This is a genomic window from Pseudarthrobacter raffinosi (genome assembly GCF_023913735.1).
In the GTDB taxonomy this organism is placed as follows: domain Bacteria; phylum Actinomycetota; class Actinomycetes; order Actinomycetales; family Micrococcaceae; genus Arthrobacter; species Arthrobacter raffinosi.
In genome coordinates, this window is record NZ_JAMXBH010000020.1 from 43,974 (window position 1) to 57,981 (window position 14,008).

Consider the following 14,008-nt stretch of genomic DNA (forward strand, 5'->3'; position numbering starts at 1 on the left):
TGCGCGCAGGTCCTATAGCGACCGCAGGACCGAGACGACCTTGCCCATGATTGTGGCGTGATCGCCCAGGATGGGCTCGTACTGGGTGTTCTGCGGCAACAGCCACGTGTGGCCATCGCGCTGGCGGAAGGTCTTGACGGTGGCTTCGTCGTCCAGCAGGGCCGCGACAATATCGCCGTTGGAGGCGTCTGCCTGCCGTCGGACCACTACCCAGTCGCCGTCGCAGATGGCAGCATCCACCATGGAGTCGCCGGCCACGCGCAGCATAAAGAGCTCACCCTGGCCCACGAGCTGCCGGGGCAGGGGCATCACATCTTCCACCACCTGGTCAGCAAAGATGGGCCCGCCGGCCGCGATCCGGCCCACCAACGGCACCATCGCGGTGTCCATGGCAGAGGGAAGTTCGGTGACCGTCCCGCCGATGCCGTGCAGGACTGAGGGCTTGGTTGTCCCGTTCGCCTTAGGGGACCCGCCGTCAAGCGTCAACGGCATCAGGACTTCCATGGCGCGCGGACGCTTGGGGTCCCGGCGAAGGTATCCCAGCTTCTCCAGTTGCGAGAGCTGGTGGGTCACGCTCGACAAACTCGCCAGGCCCACGGTGTCACCGATTTCACGCATCGACGGCGGATAGCCGTTGTCATTCACCGAGCGCTGGATGGTTTCAAGGATCTTCTTTTGGCGGGCGGTGAGCCCCTTGGGAGTCCGTGGGGGTTGGCGGCGCTGCGGTGTCGCCTTGCCCTCGGCGGCTGGTGCTGCCATGTTCGCCAATGCCTTTCGGTTGCCCGGCTCCGCTCCGGCCGCTGGTGCCTGGAACGCCCCGGGGCTGGTGTCGGAGTTGATTGTCAGAACCTGCTGATGAACTACAGAGGTGGTTGTTCTTTCATCCAAACGTAGGCCAGCCACAGGGCTTTTTCAAACATTTGTTCTAGCGAGTCTCGACAATATTCGTTGATAAGTGCTAAAAATGAAGAAGCAAAGTTCGAACATGTGTTCTACTCGTTGCTTGCGGATTCGAATATTCGAATCTATGGACGGCTCAGGCCGGTACCGGCAAGTGGACGCGGAGGGCGCGCCGGGCAGCACAGTATGGTCCAGGAGGGCTCATTTCATGTCAGCTTTATCTGCTTCGCAGGACTCGCGTCCGCAGTTCATTTCCGTGCAGGACCTCACCTCGCGGCAGTGGTCCGAACCCGTTTCGACGTCGGGTTCGGCGCCAAGGCAGCGCAGGGAACCGTTGCCGCCGCTGCGCCTGACCCGCAGGGGCCGGATTGTCCTCATCGGCATCCCGCTGGTGATTCTTGCCGCAATCCTGCTTTCCCTGGCAGGTTTCCTCAACGCCCCGGCAAAGGCCGCCGATTCTGCCGCCGACCTGTCGCTAACGCCAACAGTCTCGGTCACGGTGCAGGCCGGCCAGTCACTCTGGGCCATCGCCAGTACCGTTGCGCCCGAGCGTGATCCCCGTGATGTCATCGCGGATATTGCCCAGTTGAACAACCTTTCCGCCGGCGGCGTTGTCCCCGGACAGCAACTCTTCGTCCCCACCAGGTAAAGAGCCTGCGGGCTCGGGCGTGTGCCGCCGCAGGCCGTCACATTTTCCGGCCGTCTGCTTCGGACCTAAACTGTTCAGGTGAATGACCAGCTAGAGCGTCTGAACAGACTTCCCCTCCGGACCAACCTCCGCGGACTGACCCCGTACGGTGCCCCGCAGTTGGATGTACCTATCCTGCTGAACGTCAACGAAAACACCCATGGCGTCCCGGCGGACGTCCGGGCCGCGATCAGCGTGGCCGTGACGGAAGCCGCGGCGGGCCTCAACCGCTACCCGGACCGTGAGTTCACCGAACTCCGGGAAGCGCTGGCCGAATATCTCGGCCACGGTCTGGATGCCACCAACATCTGGGCGGCCAACGGGTCCAACGAGGTCCTCCAGCAGATTCTCCAGGCCTTCGGCGGACCCGGGCGGACGGCCCTGGGATTCCCGCCCACGTACTCCATGTATCCGCTCCTGGCCAGCGGCACGGACACCGGGTACATCGTCGGGCAGCGGGCCGACGATTACGGGCTCAGTGCCGAGTCGGCCGCGTTGCAGGTCAAAGAGCTTCAGCCCAACATCGTTTTCCTCTGCTCGCCGAACAATCCCACCGGCACTGGGCTGGGCCTGGACGTCGTGGAGGCCGTGTACGAGGCCGGCGAGGCCAGCCATACCATCGTCATCGTTGACGAGGCCTACCACGAGTTCGCCCACGACGGAACGCCGAGCGCCCTTACGTTGCTGCCCGGCCGGGAGCGCCTCATTGTGTCCCGCACCATGAGCAAGGCGTTCGCCCTCGCGGGCGCCCGTCTGGGCTACATGGCCGCCGCTCCTGAAGTCACGGACGCACTGCGCCTGGTCCGGCTGCCGTACCACCTTTCGGCCATCACCCAGGCAACAGCCCTCGCCGCCCTGCAGCACCGCACTGCGCTGATGGCCGACGTCGAGGACATCAAGGAGCAGCGCGACCGCATCGTCTCGGAACTCACGCGAATGGGACTCAAACCTGCCGCCTCCGATTCGAACTATGTCTTCTTCGGCGGCCTCGACAGCCCGCATGACGTCTGGCAGCGGCTGCTGGACGACGGCGTGCTGATCCGCGACGTCGGCATCCCCGGCCACCTGCGTGTCACGGCGGGAACTGAGACGGAGACCACAGCCTTCCTGACGTCGCTGGAACGCATCCTGGCCAGCCAGGCCAGGATGCCCGCCTAAACTTGAAGTATTGGCGCCGCCGCGCGCCGGCACATCTCCTTCGCTTTCGCATCACTGACTTCGCCTAAAGGACATATGACCATGAGCTTCACCGGATCGAACGCTGCCGCGCCCCGGACCGCACGCATGGAGCGTGCCACCAGTGAATCGTCAGTGCTCGTGGAGATTAACCTCGACGGCACGGGCGTTTCGGACATCGACACGTCTGTCCCGTTCTACGACCACATGCTGACGGCGCTCTGCAAGCACTCGCTCATTGACATGACGGTCAAAGCCACCGGTGACACCCACATTGACGTCCACCACACCGTGGAGGACGTCGCCATCACGTTCGGTGAAGTTCTGCGCACAGCCTTGGGAAACAAGGCCGGGATCCGCAGGTTCGGCGAGGCCACCGTGCCCCTCGACGAAGCCCTGGCGCAGGCCGTCGTCGACGTCTCCGGCCGCCCCTACCTGGTGCACGGCGGAGAGCCTGCCGGGCAGGAGTACCACTTGATCGGCGGCCACTTCACGGGGTCATTGACCCGCCACGTCTTTGAGGCCATCACGCTTCACGCCGGCATCTGCCTCCACATGAACGTCATCGCGGGCCGCGACCCGCACCACATTGTGGAAGCGCAGTTCAAGGCCTTCGCCCGCGCCCTGCGTGCTGCGGTAGAGCCCGATCCCCGCGTGGAGGGAATCCCCTCCACCAAGGGTGCCCTGTGAGCGGCCAAATTCTCCGGGACGGCGCCGTCATCGATCCGGCAACCGGCAAGAAGCCTGTGTCGCCCGAAGGCAAGCCGACGGTCACTGTCCTGGATTACGGTTCGGGAAACGTCCGGTCCGCCGTGCGCGCCCTGGAGCGGGCAGGAGCCGAGGTCATCCTCAGCTCCAAGCCGGAGGACGTGCTTAATGCCGACGGCCTGGTGGTACCCGGCGTCGGCGCGTTCGAGACTGTAATGCGCGAGCTTAAGGCCGTGGACGGCATCCGGCTGATCGGCCGGCGCGTGGCCGGGGGCAGGCCGGTCCTGGCAATCTGCGTGGGCCTGCAGGTTCTGTTCGAGGCCGGGGTGGAGCACGGGACAGAAGCTGAAGGCATGGGGGAGTGGCCGGGCAAGGTGGAACTCCTTCCCGCTGAGGTGGTGCCACACATGGGCTGGAACACGGTTGACGTTCCGGAAGGATCCAAACTCTTCGCCGGCGTCGCGGACCAGCGCTTCTACTTCGTTCACTCCTATGGTGTCCAGGACTGGAACTTCGACGTGATCCAGCCGCGGATGACTGCGCCCCTGGTGACCTGGTCAGAGCATGGCGCGCGCTTTATTGCCGCAGTGGAGAACGGACCGCTCTGCGCTACCCAGTTCCACCCGGAAAAATCCGGCGACGCCGGTGCACGGCTGCTGCGCAACTGGGTGGACGGCCTTCGCAAGCCAGCTGCCACGGACGCCGCCTAGATGTGGTCGATTGTCCTGATGGGCCTGGCCGGCCTATTGGTGGGCGGCGCACTGTCCTTCAGGCAGCAGCACAAACCGCTCTGGACCCAGGTGGGCTTCTACGTCCTGGCCGGCATGGCGCTGCTGGCCGCGTACCTGCTGACGCTTCCTGGAACCTAGCCCACGCAACCCCCAGTTCCGCTTCCACGAGCAACCCAACACCCAAAAGGATTTGAGATGACCACCGCAACCGATCTGCCGGTTCTTGAACTGCTGCCCGCCGTCGACGTCGTAAACGGACAGGCCGTGCGGCTGGTCCAAGGCGAAGCCGGCAGCGAGACGAACTACGGCACACCGCTGGAGGCAGCCCTCAACTGGCAGGAGCAGGGCGCCGAATGGGTACACCTGGTGGACCTCGACGCCGCGTTCGGCCGGGGCTCGAACGCCGGGCTGCTCCGTGAATTGGTGGGCCGGCTTGACATCAAGGTGGAGCTGTCCGGCGGACTCAGGGACGACGAATCCCTCGAAGCGGCGCTGGCCCTCGGCGTTGCCCGCGTCAACCTCGGCACAGCGGCGCTGGAAAACCCCGAGTGGACCCGCAGTGCCATCGACCGCTTTGGCGACAGGATCGCCGTCGGCCTCGACGTCCGCGGAACCACGCTGGCAGGCCGCGGCTGGACCAAAGAAGGCGGCGACCTCTGGGAGGTCCTGGGCCGGCTCGAAGAAGCCGGGTGCTCCCGGTACGTTGTCACTGACGTTACGAAAGACGGCACACTGCAGGGTCCCAACGTTGAACTCCTGCGCCAGATGGTGGAGAAGACCGGCAAACCGGTGGTCGCCTCCGGCGGCATCTCCAGCCTGGACGACTTGAAAGTGCTGCGCTCCCTGGTGCCGCTGGGCGTGGAAGGCGCGATCGTGGGCAAGGCGCTGTACGCCGGTGCCTTCACGCTCCCCGAAGCCCTCGACGTCGCCGGCCGCCGCTAGGCGGTTCCGTGGACAGCACGCACAACGCCGATCCGGCAGCGGAATCGCCGCCGCCGCGCCATCTGCCCGGACACATTGCGGCGGCTTTGGCGGGCGCGGGCGGCCGTACTGACTCGGCCGGCCGGCCGTGGGAAGGCCGGAGCCTCGCCGGGGACGAAGGCAGGATCCATAACTTCGAGGACGACGACGGCACGGCCGACGCAGGCTACCTCGCCGCCGTCGCGGCTCTGGTTGACGGCAACGGCGACGAAGCGGCTGTGGTGGCCTCGCTGGCCACCGCCCGAGTCTTTATCCCGATCATCGCCCAGCTCGGCGAGGAAGCGGCCGGCGTCGACGGCCTGACGTCGGACAAACAGGCGGACATGGCGCTGGTCACCCTGAAGGCCGCCGACGGCCGGACGGCCATGCCGGCGTTCAGCTCGGCGAATGCCTTGGCTGCCTGGCACCCCGAAGCCCGGCCGGTGGCGGTATACGCCGCCAGGGCTGCCCTCTCAGCCGTGGCCGAGGGGGCCGAGCTGCTGGTGCTCGATCCGGGCTCGGAGGTCACGTTCGTGGTCCGGCGGCCCGCCGTCTGGGCGCTGGCCCAACAACGGGAGTGGATCCCTTCCTACACAGACGCGGCGTTGGCAGCCGAGATGGCTGAGGCAACGGCCGCCTTCCCTGCGGTGCGCAAGCTTGCCCTCCTCCCGGGTTCCGGCGTCGCCGTCCTCACCGGTACCGGTGCCACGCTCACCGGGGGCGGTGCCGGGCCGGAACTTCAGGTGCTGCTCCACCTTGAGGATGGGTTGGACGCTTTGGCAGTACAGGACCTGGTGTCCGGCCTCCAGCAGGCATGGTCCCGGAATGTATTGTTTGGAGAGCGTGTTGACTCGATCGAAATCAAGTTGCGGCGCGCGGCACAATAGCTGACGGTTGGCGCGGAGATCCCGGGCTGCCGCGGGCAGACCCAAAGGATTTTCCGTGAACTTCGCTCTTTACCGGGAGCTGCTGGCCCACCGGCCCATCCGGCGGCTGCTGCTGGTCGGCATGATCGCCCGCATCCCCCACTCCGCGGCAGGCCTGCTGCTGACCCTGCATATCGTCCTGACCCTGGACCAGGGGTACGCAGCAGCCGGCGCCGCAGCGGCTGTTATGACCATCGGCATTGCCGTTGGCGCACCATGGCGCGGCAGGCGCGTGGACACTGTTGGCCTGCGCCGGGCGCTGATTCCGTCAGTGGTGTCAGAGGCCCTCATCTGGTCCATGGTGCCGCACGTGTCCTACCAGTGGCTGCTTCCGCTGGTGTTCGTCGGCGGCCTGCTGACGTTGCCGATCTTCAGTGTGATCCGCCAGTCCCTGGGCGTCCTCGCGGACGGCGATCAGCGGCGGACCGCTTTTGCGCTGGACTCGATCGCCACGGAGATGGTGTTTATGATCGGGCCTGCCGCCGGAGCCGTTGTGGCCACCAGCGGCTTCACCGCTCTGGGACTCACCGTGGTGGGCGTTTCCACGTCACTGGCCGGATTGTTCCTGATGTGGTTCAACCCGCCCACCCGAAGTGCCACGCAGACTGAGGAGTGCCAGGCAGACCAGCGCCACGCCGCGGAAGTGGCTGTGGTTTCCGCCGCACCAGCACACCTCCAGGAAGCAGCGGCAGACCTCGTCCCGGCCGGGGCAGAACGCATCCGCAGAGGGTCGGCGGGGCTGCGCGGCAAGGTGGCCCACAACTTCGCCTGGCTCACGGCCACTGTAGCGGCCGTATTCGCCGTGGCGGCTGGAACCGGCATGGTGCTCAGCGGCACGGACGTTGGCATTGTTGCTGCCCTGGAAACAGGCGGGCACCAGGGCGAACTCGGCATTGTGTTCCTCTTTTGGTGCGCCGCATCGGTGGCCGGCGGACTGGTCTACGGGGCCATGCACCGTCCAGTTTCGCCGATCCTCCTGCTGCTGGGGATGGCGGCCCTGACTATCCCGATGGGCTTCGCCCAGGACACCTGGACGCTGGCCTTCGTCTCGATCCTTCCGGGCCTGTTGTGCGCCCCTGTCCTGTCGGCCGCCTCCGAACATGTGGCAGACCTGGTGGCGGAGGACCGCCGCGGCGAGGCGATGGGCTGGTACGGCTCTGCGCTGACTGCCGGTGTGGCGCTCGGGGCGCCCCTTGCCGGGATTTTCATCGACGGGATGGGACCATCCGGCGGCTTTGTCTCCGTGGGCGTGGCCGGCGTTCTGCTCTGCCTGGTGGGACTGCTGCTCCAGGCCCACCGCCGCCGCCGCGCCGCTGCCTGAAACACGACGGCGGCGGAGGGTCCGTGTGGACCGTCCGCCGCCGTCGTCGTACTTTGTGAAGTTTGCTGGCTGGTTCTAGTTGACGGCGCCGGTGTACTTCTCGCCCGGGCCCTTGCCCGGGGCATCCGGGATGATGGACTCCTCGCGGAACGCGAGCTGCAGGGAACGCAGGCCATCGCGCAACGGGCCGGCGTGCTGGGATCCGATTTCGGGGGCCGCTGAGGTCACGAGTCCGGCAAGGGCGGTGATGAGCTTGCGGGCCTCGTCCAGGTCCTTGAGTTCCTCTGCATTGTCCTCGGCGGCGAGGCCCAGCTTGACCGCTGCCGCGCTCATCAGGTGCACGGCGGCGGTGGTGATGACCTCGATGGCCGGCACCTTCGAGATATCGCGGATTTGCTGGGTCACGTCAGCCTTGGCGGCCGGGGCCTCGAAAACGTGTGAATTACTGTCTGGGGTGCTCATACTGGTAAGCTTGTCACAGACCGACTGGATGTCGTTATTTCGCTGTGGAAGGTCCCACCAACGCTTAGCTGCGTTAGGCGGGATTTGTTCTGTAGAATGACATGCAGTTTGCAAGCGGAGTACTCTCCCACCCGCGTCAGCCGTTTTCCCCGCCGGAAGTAATTCCTGAGGAAGCAAGGTTGCCGGGTACCGGTCGGACAGTTCCATCCGGCATTGAGCCTGGGGAAGTGCGCACTGCCTCTGCTGAGGTCGGTGCATCCGATCATCGAGGCCTTCGATTGCTCCGGCAATTGGGGGCCTTCTCTATTTGCCGGTGAATACCACATCAATCACAGGAGCTTTAACATTAGCGAGCCAAGAATCAATGAGCGTATCCGCGTCCCCGAGGTGCGGTTGGTCGGTCCTGCAGGTGAACAGGTAGGAATCGTCCGTATTGACGATGCCCTGCGTTTGGCTGCCGAGTCCGATCTTGATCTCGTTGAAGTTGCACCGCAGGCCAAGCCTCCGGTGTGCAAGCTGATGGACTTCGGCAAGTACAAGTACGAGGCCGCCGTCAAGGCACGTGAAGCACGGAAGAACCAGACCAACACTGTTCTGAAGGAAATCCGCTTCCGCCTCAAGATTGACACCCACGACTACGAGACCAAGCGCGGCCATGCACTGCGCTTCCTCGGTGCCGGTGACAAGGTCAAGGCCATGATCCAGTTCCGCGGCCGTGAGCAGCAGCGTCCGGAGATGGGCATCCGCCTGCTCCAGCGCTTCGCTGACGATGTCGCCGAAGTGGGCGTTGTGGAGTCCAGCCCCCGTATCGATGGCCGCAACATGGTCATGGTCGTGGGCCCGCTGAAGAACAAGGCCGAAGCCAAGGCCGAGGCACGCCGCGCATCGCAGCGTGCAGAGGCCAAGGCGCAGAACGAAGCGAAAGCTACGGGTGGCGGCCGCATCGACGTGTCCGGCGACGACCAGGCGCCGCTCACGCAGTCGCTGGCTGACCTTCTTCCGGAAGGTTTCGCCATCACCACGGAGCCGGAAACCGAAGCTCCGGCGGCACAGTCTGAAGCTCCTGAGGCGCCTGCTGAAGCCGCTCCGGAAGCCGAGGCCCCTGTCAAGGAAGCGCCAGCGAAGGAAGCTCCCGTCAAGGAAGCCGCCGCGAAGGAAGCTCCTGCAAAGGAAACCGCCGCCAAGGCAGCACCCGTGAAGGAAGCCGCCGTCCAGGAGGCGCCCAAGCAGGCTGCCCCGAGGGCCGCTGCTCCCAAGCGTGAGGCTCCCAAGGCAGCCCCGGCACCCGTCAAGGCTCCTGTCGCTGCCAAGCCCGCCGAAGCTGCGGCTCCGGCAGCTCCGAGGCCGCCGGTGCCGATGCCTAAGCCGATCGCCCGGCCGGCAGCGCCGAAGCCTGCTGCAAGGCCTGCCCCCAAGGCAGCTCCGAAGCCGGCTGGCAAGAAGACTACCTAGTTCAAAGCTGCGGGAGGTTATCCTCCTGCAGTACGCAACCAGCATGCCGCCTGCAGGGGCGGCGGCTCGAAAGAACTGCAGACAATGTCTGTGGACACGTAAGGAGATCGGTTCCCATGCCGAAGATGAAGACCCACAGTGGTGCTAAGAAGCGCTTCAAGCTGACCGGCAGCGGCAAGCTGCGCCGCCAGCAGGCCAACCGCCGCCACTACCTTGAGCACAAGTCCTCCAGGCTGACTCGTCGCCTCGCCGGCGACAAGATTGTCTTCAAGGGTGACGCTAAGGTCATCCGGAAGATGCTCGGCATCTAAGTTCCAAGTTCTCTGACTGATGCCACCTGGCAGCAGTCAACTACCAAAAAGGCTTCTCAGGCCAGCCGGTTGTTCCGGCAGTAGATGCTTGGGATCAGAATTTTCGAAGGAGTACGCACGTGGCACGTGTGAAGAGGGCGGTCAACGCCCACAAGAAGCGCCGGGTTATCCTTGAACGCGCAAAGGGCTACCGTGGACAGCGTTCACGCCTGTACCGCAAGGCTAAAGAGCAGCTGCTGCACTCGTTTGTGTACAGCTACGGCGACCGCAAGAAGAAGAAGGGCGACTTCCGCCGCCTGTGGATCCAGCGCATCAATGCTGCATCCCGCGCCAACGGCCTGACTTACAACCGTCTGATCCAGGGCCTGAAGGCCGCTGAGGTCGAGGTTGACCGCCGTATGCTTGCTGAGCTGGCCGTTTCGGATGCGAACGCATTCGCCGCGCTGGTGAAGATCGCCAAGGATTCCCTGCCTGCCGACACGTCCGCTCCGGCCGTCGAAGCCGCAGCCCCCAAGGCACCCAAGGCCAAGGCTGCAAAGCCTGCCGCTGACGTGGCTGCCAAGTAGCACCCACGCCAGTTCGAGGACTGGTGGCTGAAGCCACTAAGGTTCTTGTATGAACGAAACCGGGCGCCCGCAAGACTTTCCACTCTCCAACCCCCGAGCTGATCGGGTGAGGAAGGTGGCACAGCTTGCCGGGCGCCCGGCCCGTTCAAAGCGCAGCGAGTTTCTGGCGGAGGGTCCCCAAGCTGTCCGTGAGGCCCTCACTCTGCACCAGAAAAGGATTGCAGCGGGCGAGCCCGGCGCCGTCTATGAGGTGTACGCGAGCGAGGCCTGCCTCGACCGGCACCCGGACCTGGAGGCTCTCGCGGAGGGCATTGACGCATACCTCACTACCGACGAAGTGCTGGCCGCGATGGCGGACACGGTTACCCCGCAGGGCATTCTCGCGGTCTGCGGTTTCCTGGACGTGAGCCTTGAGCAGGTCCTCGACGCCGGCCCTCGGCTGCTTGCAGTGCTGTGTCAGGTCCGGGACCCGGGCAACGCCGGCACTGTACTCCGGGCTGCTGACGCGGCCGGGGCGGACGCCGTCATCCTGACCTCGTCCAGCGTTGACATCTATAACCCCAAGGCCGTCCGTTCCACCGCCGGTTCCCTGTTCCATCTGCCCGTGGTCCTGGGTGCCGATATCGCGGAAGTGGCAGCCGCCTGCCGTGCGCGGGGAATTGGCATACTGGCCGCCGACGGTGACGGTGACGTCAACCTGGATACGCTCCAGGACGAAAACGCCGCCCGCCGGATCGCAGGCCCTGGCGTCGAATCGCTGTTCGCCCTGGAGGGTCCCACAGCGTGGCTGTTCGGAAACGAAGCGCAGGGGCTCGCCGAAGATGAACTGGCCTTGGCCGATCACCGGGTGGCCGTGCCCGTATACGGCGCAGCCGAAAGCTTGAACCTCGGCACGGCGGCAACGGTGTGCCTCTACGCGAGTGCCAGGTCCCAGAAAGCGTGACTGAACACGTGACTTAAAAGGCAGGGCCCCGGAAGTTCTCCGGGGCCCTTGCTGTATGAATCAGGTGAGGTAGGGGTATCAGGGCGCCCGTGTGCTCTTGCTGCGTCCTGTGATGGCGCCGTAGACGCCGGCAACTACCAGGCCGCCTACGATGGCCAGGATCCAGGTACCCAGATCAAAGAAGGCAAGGTCACCCTTGCCGAACAGGAGGCTGCCAATCCAGCCGCCTACAATCGCGCCGACAACGCCGAGCACGAGACTCGTCACCCAGCCGCCGCCGACTTTGCCCGGCATAACGGCTTTCACGATGGCCCCTACGATGAGGCCGAGAATAATCCAAGCAAGAAAACCCATGTCTCCTCCTTCATATTCGTCGGGACTAAACGTCCCGATTAGTGTTCAAGCTAACATACGGCCCCTCCGATGTCAGCAGGCTTAGTGGATGTCAGAAGTGCGTCTTCTGCACCCGAAAAGGTACGGTATTCGTGGGCGGAGCCGACTGCGGCGCCGCGAATATCCCTGCTTGTTCTTGAAACCTGTGAAGAGGAGAAGCCTCCGTGGCTGCAAATGGCGGTGCCAAGGCGATCGTCGCGGCCCTAGCCGCAAACCTGACCATCGCCGTCCTGAAATTCGTGGCCTTTTTTCTGACGGCTTCCTCGTCGATGCTGGCCGAAGCCATCCACTCGATTGCCGACTCCGGCAATCAACTGCTGCTCCTGATCGGCGGCAAGCGCGCCAGAAAGGCAGCCAGCCCGAAGCACCCGTTCGGGTATGGCCGTGAACGCTACATTTACGCCTTTATCGTCTCGATCGTGCTCTTCAGCGTGGGTGGGCTTTTTGCACTGTTCGAAGCGTGGGAGAAGCTGCAGCACCCGCACGCCATCGAAGGGGACTTCTGGTGGGTTCCTTTGGCGGTGCTGATCGGCGCCATTGTTGCTGAGTCTTTCTCGTTCAGGACGGCCATCATCGAATCCAACCACGTCCGCGGCAAGCAGGGCTGGGTGAGCTTTGTGCGCACGGCCAAGCAGCCGGAACTGCCGGTCATCCTGCTGGAAGACCTCGGGGCGCTTCTTGGCCTTGTGTTCGCGCTCGTGGGTGTGAGCATGACCCTCGTCACCGGCAACGGGATCTGGGACGCCGCGGGTACCGGCATGATCGGCCTGCTGCTCGTGGCCATCGCTGTGGTGCTGGCTATCGAAACCAAGTCCTTGCTGCTGGGCGAGTCCGCCACCCGGGATGACGTGGCCCGCATCAGTGAGGCCATCGAGGCCGGGGGACACAACCGGATCATCCACCTCAAGACCCTTCACCTCGGACCGGAGGAGCTGCTGGTGGCCGCCAAGATCTCCGTGGGTGCCGCAGAAACCGGCCGGGACATCGCCGCCGCGATTGATGGTGCGGAGTCCCGAATCCGCACCGCCGTTCCGATGGCCCGGGTGATCTACCTCGAACCGGATCTGCACCGCGAGGACAGTCGCACGGACGGGGTCTCAGGCGCCGGTCAGGTTCCCGGTGCAGGCCAGATAGCCGCGGAGGCCGGGGCTCAGGACCCGCAGGCCTGACGTTCCTTCCTCAGCGCACCGAATGCTTCGGTGAAGCCGCTGCCCGCCCGTTCCCAGAATCAGGCGGCCAGCGGCTTTTTGCGTTCCAGGACGCCGCTGGTCACCGCGATGCCAAAGCCCAGGACTGCCAACACGGCGCCCACGAGCGCGGGTGCCACGAAGCCCCAGCCCCAGGCGATCACTAGGCCGCCCAGGAAGGCGCCCAGGGCATTGGCAACGTTGAGCGCGGCGTGGTTGAGCGAAGAAGCCAGGGAGGGGGGCGTCCGGCGACGCATCCAACAAACGCGTCTGCAGGGCCGGGATCAGCATGGAGCCGGACGCTCCAACCACAAAGACCATCACCAGGGCTGACCAGGGCCAGTGCACAGCCACCGCGTAAACCACCAGTGCGACGGCGATCCCGGGCAGGACCCAGTACAGCGTCCCCATCACTGACTTGTCGGCCAGCCTGCCGCCGACGACTGTTCCGGCCACCATGCCCAGTCCGTAGAGTGCCACCACAATGGGCAACAGCGATCCCGGAATACCGGCCACCAGGGTCATGGTGTGCGCAATGTAGGTGTAGGTCGCGAAGAAGCCACCAAAACCCACGATGCCGATCAGGATGGCCAGCCACACCTGGAGCCGCTTGAGCGCACCGAGTTCGCGGCGGATGCTCGCGTCAGGATGGGGGGCCTGGTATGGGACATAGCGCCACAGCAGCACCAGTGTCAGCAAGCCAATGCCTCCTACGAGGAGGAACAGCAGCCGCCAGCCGAAGGTCTGGCCCACCCAGGTGGCCGCGGGCACGCCGATAACGTTCGAAACGGAGAGGCCCGCCATCACCATGGAGATGGCCCAACCCCGACGCGTGGGGGAAACCAGAGAGGCGGCGATCACAGCCGCGACCCCGAAGAATGCGCCGTGCGGCAGCCCGGCCGCAAACCGGGAAACCAGCATGCTCCCGTAATCGGGAGCAACATAGGACGTCAGGTTGGCCAGCGTGAAGAACAACATGAGGCCCAGTGCGAGGTATTTGCGTGGCAGTTTGGCACCGACTGCGGCGAGCAGCGGCGCGCCCACCACAACTCCGAGGGCGTAGGCGGAAATGAGGTGTCCGGCCTCCGGGGTGCTGATGCCGAGTCCTTGTTCCACCTCTTTCAGCAGGCCCATCATGGTGAACTCCGTGACACCGATTCCGACGCCGCCCATTGCCAGTGCGAAAATCGCTGCGCCAACGTGTGGAGACTTCGCCTTGGATGCGGTGGAGGTTTGGACGACGCTACTCATGGGCCTGCTTTTCAAAGGGGATGCTGGGGGAGG

General features: G+C 64.9%; 15 protein-coding genes and 3 pseudogenes. 13 read left to right on the forward strand and 5 right to left on the reverse strand.

The annotated features are described in order from the left end of the window. Positions 1–12 precede the first annotated feature (12 nt). Entirely contained in the window at positions 13–759 is a 747-nt protein-coding gene (gene lexA, locus NG698_RS17215) for a transcriptional repressor LexA (RefSeq protein ID WP_252611220.1), read from the reverse strand. Between the two features lie 349 nt (positions 760–1,108). Here lexA and NG698_RS17220 point away from each other — a divergent pair, with 349 nt between their 5' ends. The 8 genes from NG698_RS17220 (at position 1,109) to NG698_RS17255 (ending at position 7,410) form a co-directional block, all read left to right on the forward strand. Continuing rightward, positions 1,109–1,549, forward strand: coding sequence for a LysM peptidoglycan-binding domain-containing protein (locus NG698_RS17220; RefSeq protein WP_252611222.1), 441 nt, complete (start codon positions 1,109–1,111; stop codon positions 1,547–1,549). Positions 1,550–1,627: 78 nt separating this feature from the next. Beyond that, a complete protein-coding gene (locus NG698_RS17225; RefSeq protein ID WP_252611224.1) occupies positions 1,628–2,746 on the forward strand; it encodes a histidinol-phosphate transaminase in 1,119 nt (372 codons plus the stop codon). 81 nt (positions 2,747–2,827) lie between these two features. After that, the gene (gene hisB / locus NG698_RS17230) at positions 2,828–3,454 is read left to right on the forward strand and encodes an imidazoleglycerol-phosphate dehydratase HisB (RefSeq protein WP_252611226.1); all 627 of its coding nucleotides are present in this window, start codon (positions 2,828–2,830) and stop codon (positions 3,452–3,454) included. Further along, positions 3,451–4,182 carry an imidazole glycerol phosphate synthase subunit HisH gene (gene hisH / locus NG698_RS17235; RefSeq protein WP_141140036.1) on the forward strand — a complete coding sequence of 244 codons (732 nt, stop codon included), beginning with the start codon at positions 3,451–3,453 and terminating at the stop codon, positions 4,180–4,182. The genes hisB and hisH overlap by 4 nt, the downstream gene beginning before the upstream one ends. Then, complete coding sequence (locus NG698_RS17240) at positions 4,183–4,341, forward strand: CG2302 family histidine operon protein (RefSeq protein ID WP_167349814.1); 159 nt, start codon at positions 4,183–4,185, stop codon at positions 4,339–4,341. Positions 4,342–4,398: 57 nt separating this feature from the next. Continuing rightward, positions 4,399–5,145 (forward strand): bifunctional 1-(5-phosphoribosyl)-5-((5-phosphoribosylamino)methylideneamino)imidazole-4-carboxamide isomerase/phosphoribosylanthranilate isomerase PriA, encoded by a 747-nt coding sequence (priA, locus tag NG698_RS17245; RefSeq protein WP_252611228.1) that lies wholly within the window; start codon positions 4,399–4,401, stop codon positions 5,143–5,145. An 8-nt stretch (positions 5,146–5,153) separates the two neighbouring features. Then, on the forward strand, positions 5,154–6,050 hold the full coding sequence (locus NG698_RS17250) for an SseB family protein (RefSeq protein WP_252564719.1): 897 nt from the start codon (positions 5,154–5,156) through the stop codon (positions 6,048–6,050). Positions 6,051–6,105: 55 nt separating this feature from the next. Then, positions 6,106–7,410 (forward strand): MFS transporter, encoded by a 1,305-nt coding sequence (locus NG698_RS17255; protein ID WP_252611230.1) that lies wholly within the window; start codon positions 6,106–6,108, stop codon positions 7,408–7,410. 75 nt (positions 7,411–7,485) lie between these two features. Here the strand turns inward: NG698_RS17255 and NG698_RS17260 are convergent, their stop codons facing one another. Continuing rightward, positions 7,486–7,872, reverse strand: coding sequence for a DUF1844 domain-containing protein (locus tag NG698_RS17260; RefSeq protein ID WP_252611232.1), 387 nt, complete (start codon positions 7,870–7,872; stop codon positions 7,486–7,488). 252 nt (positions 7,873–8,124) lie between these two features. On the opposite strand from NG698_RS17260, the pseudogene infC reads away from it, so the two are divergent. Beyond that, a pseudogene (gene infC, locus NG698_RS21985) lies at positions 8,125–8,709 on the forward strand (translation initiation factor IF-3); the annotation flags it as partial. A gap of 311 nt (positions 8,710–9,020) precedes the next feature. Here the strand turns inward: infC and NG698_RS21990 are convergent. After that, positions 9,021–9,311 (reverse strand): annotated as a pseudogene (locus NG698_RS21990) (hypothetical protein); the annotation flags it as partial. 129 nt (positions 9,312–9,440) lie between these two features. Between NG698_RS21990 and rpmI the strand changes: the two are divergent. The 3 genes from rpmI to NG698_RS17280 all read left to right on the forward strand — a co-directional run bounded on the left by rpmI (position 9,441) and on the right by NG698_RS17280 (position 11,144). Further along, on the forward strand, positions 9,441–9,635 hold the full coding sequence (rpmI, locus tag NG698_RS17270) for a 50S ribosomal protein L35 (protein ID WP_009358635.1): 195 nt from the start codon (positions 9,441–9,443) through the stop codon (positions 9,633–9,635). A gap of 119 nt (positions 9,636–9,754) precedes the next feature. Then, positions 9,755–10,201, forward strand: coding sequence for a 50S ribosomal protein L20 (rplT, locus tag NG698_RS17275; protein WP_252611235.1), 447 nt, complete (start codon positions 9,755–9,757; stop codon positions 10,199–10,201). 49 nt (positions 10,202–10,250) lie between these two features. Beyond that, positions 10,251–11,144, forward strand: a complete 894-nt coding sequence (locus tag NG698_RS17280) for a TrmH family RNA methyltransferase (protein ID WP_252602073.1) — start codon at positions 10,251–10,253, stop codon at positions 11,142–11,144. Between the two features lie 78 nt (positions 11,145–11,222). Here NG698_RS17280 and NG698_RS17285 read toward each other — a convergent pair whose 3' ends face one another. Beyond that, the gene (locus tag NG698_RS17285) at positions 11,223–11,498 is read right to left on the reverse strand and encodes a GlsB/YeaQ/YmgE family stress response membrane protein (RefSeq protein WP_056342958.1); all 276 of its coding nucleotides are present in this window, start codon (positions 11,496–11,498) and stop codon (positions 11,223–11,225) included. 203 nt (positions 11,499–11,701) lie between these two features. On the opposite strand from NG698_RS17285, the gene NG698_RS17290 reads away from it, so the two are divergent. Continuing rightward, positions 11,702–12,706 (forward strand): cation diffusion facilitator family transporter, encoded by a 1,005-nt coding sequence (locus NG698_RS17290; RefSeq protein WP_252611237.1) that lies wholly within the window; start codon positions 11,702–11,704, stop codon positions 12,704–12,706. Positions 12,707–12,765: 59 nt separating this feature from the next. Here the strand turns inward: NG698_RS17290 and NG698_RS17295 are convergent. Further along, positions 12,766–13,975: pseudogene (locus NG698_RS17295) on the reverse strand (MFS transporter). Positions 13,976–14,008 lie beyond the last annotated feature (33 nt).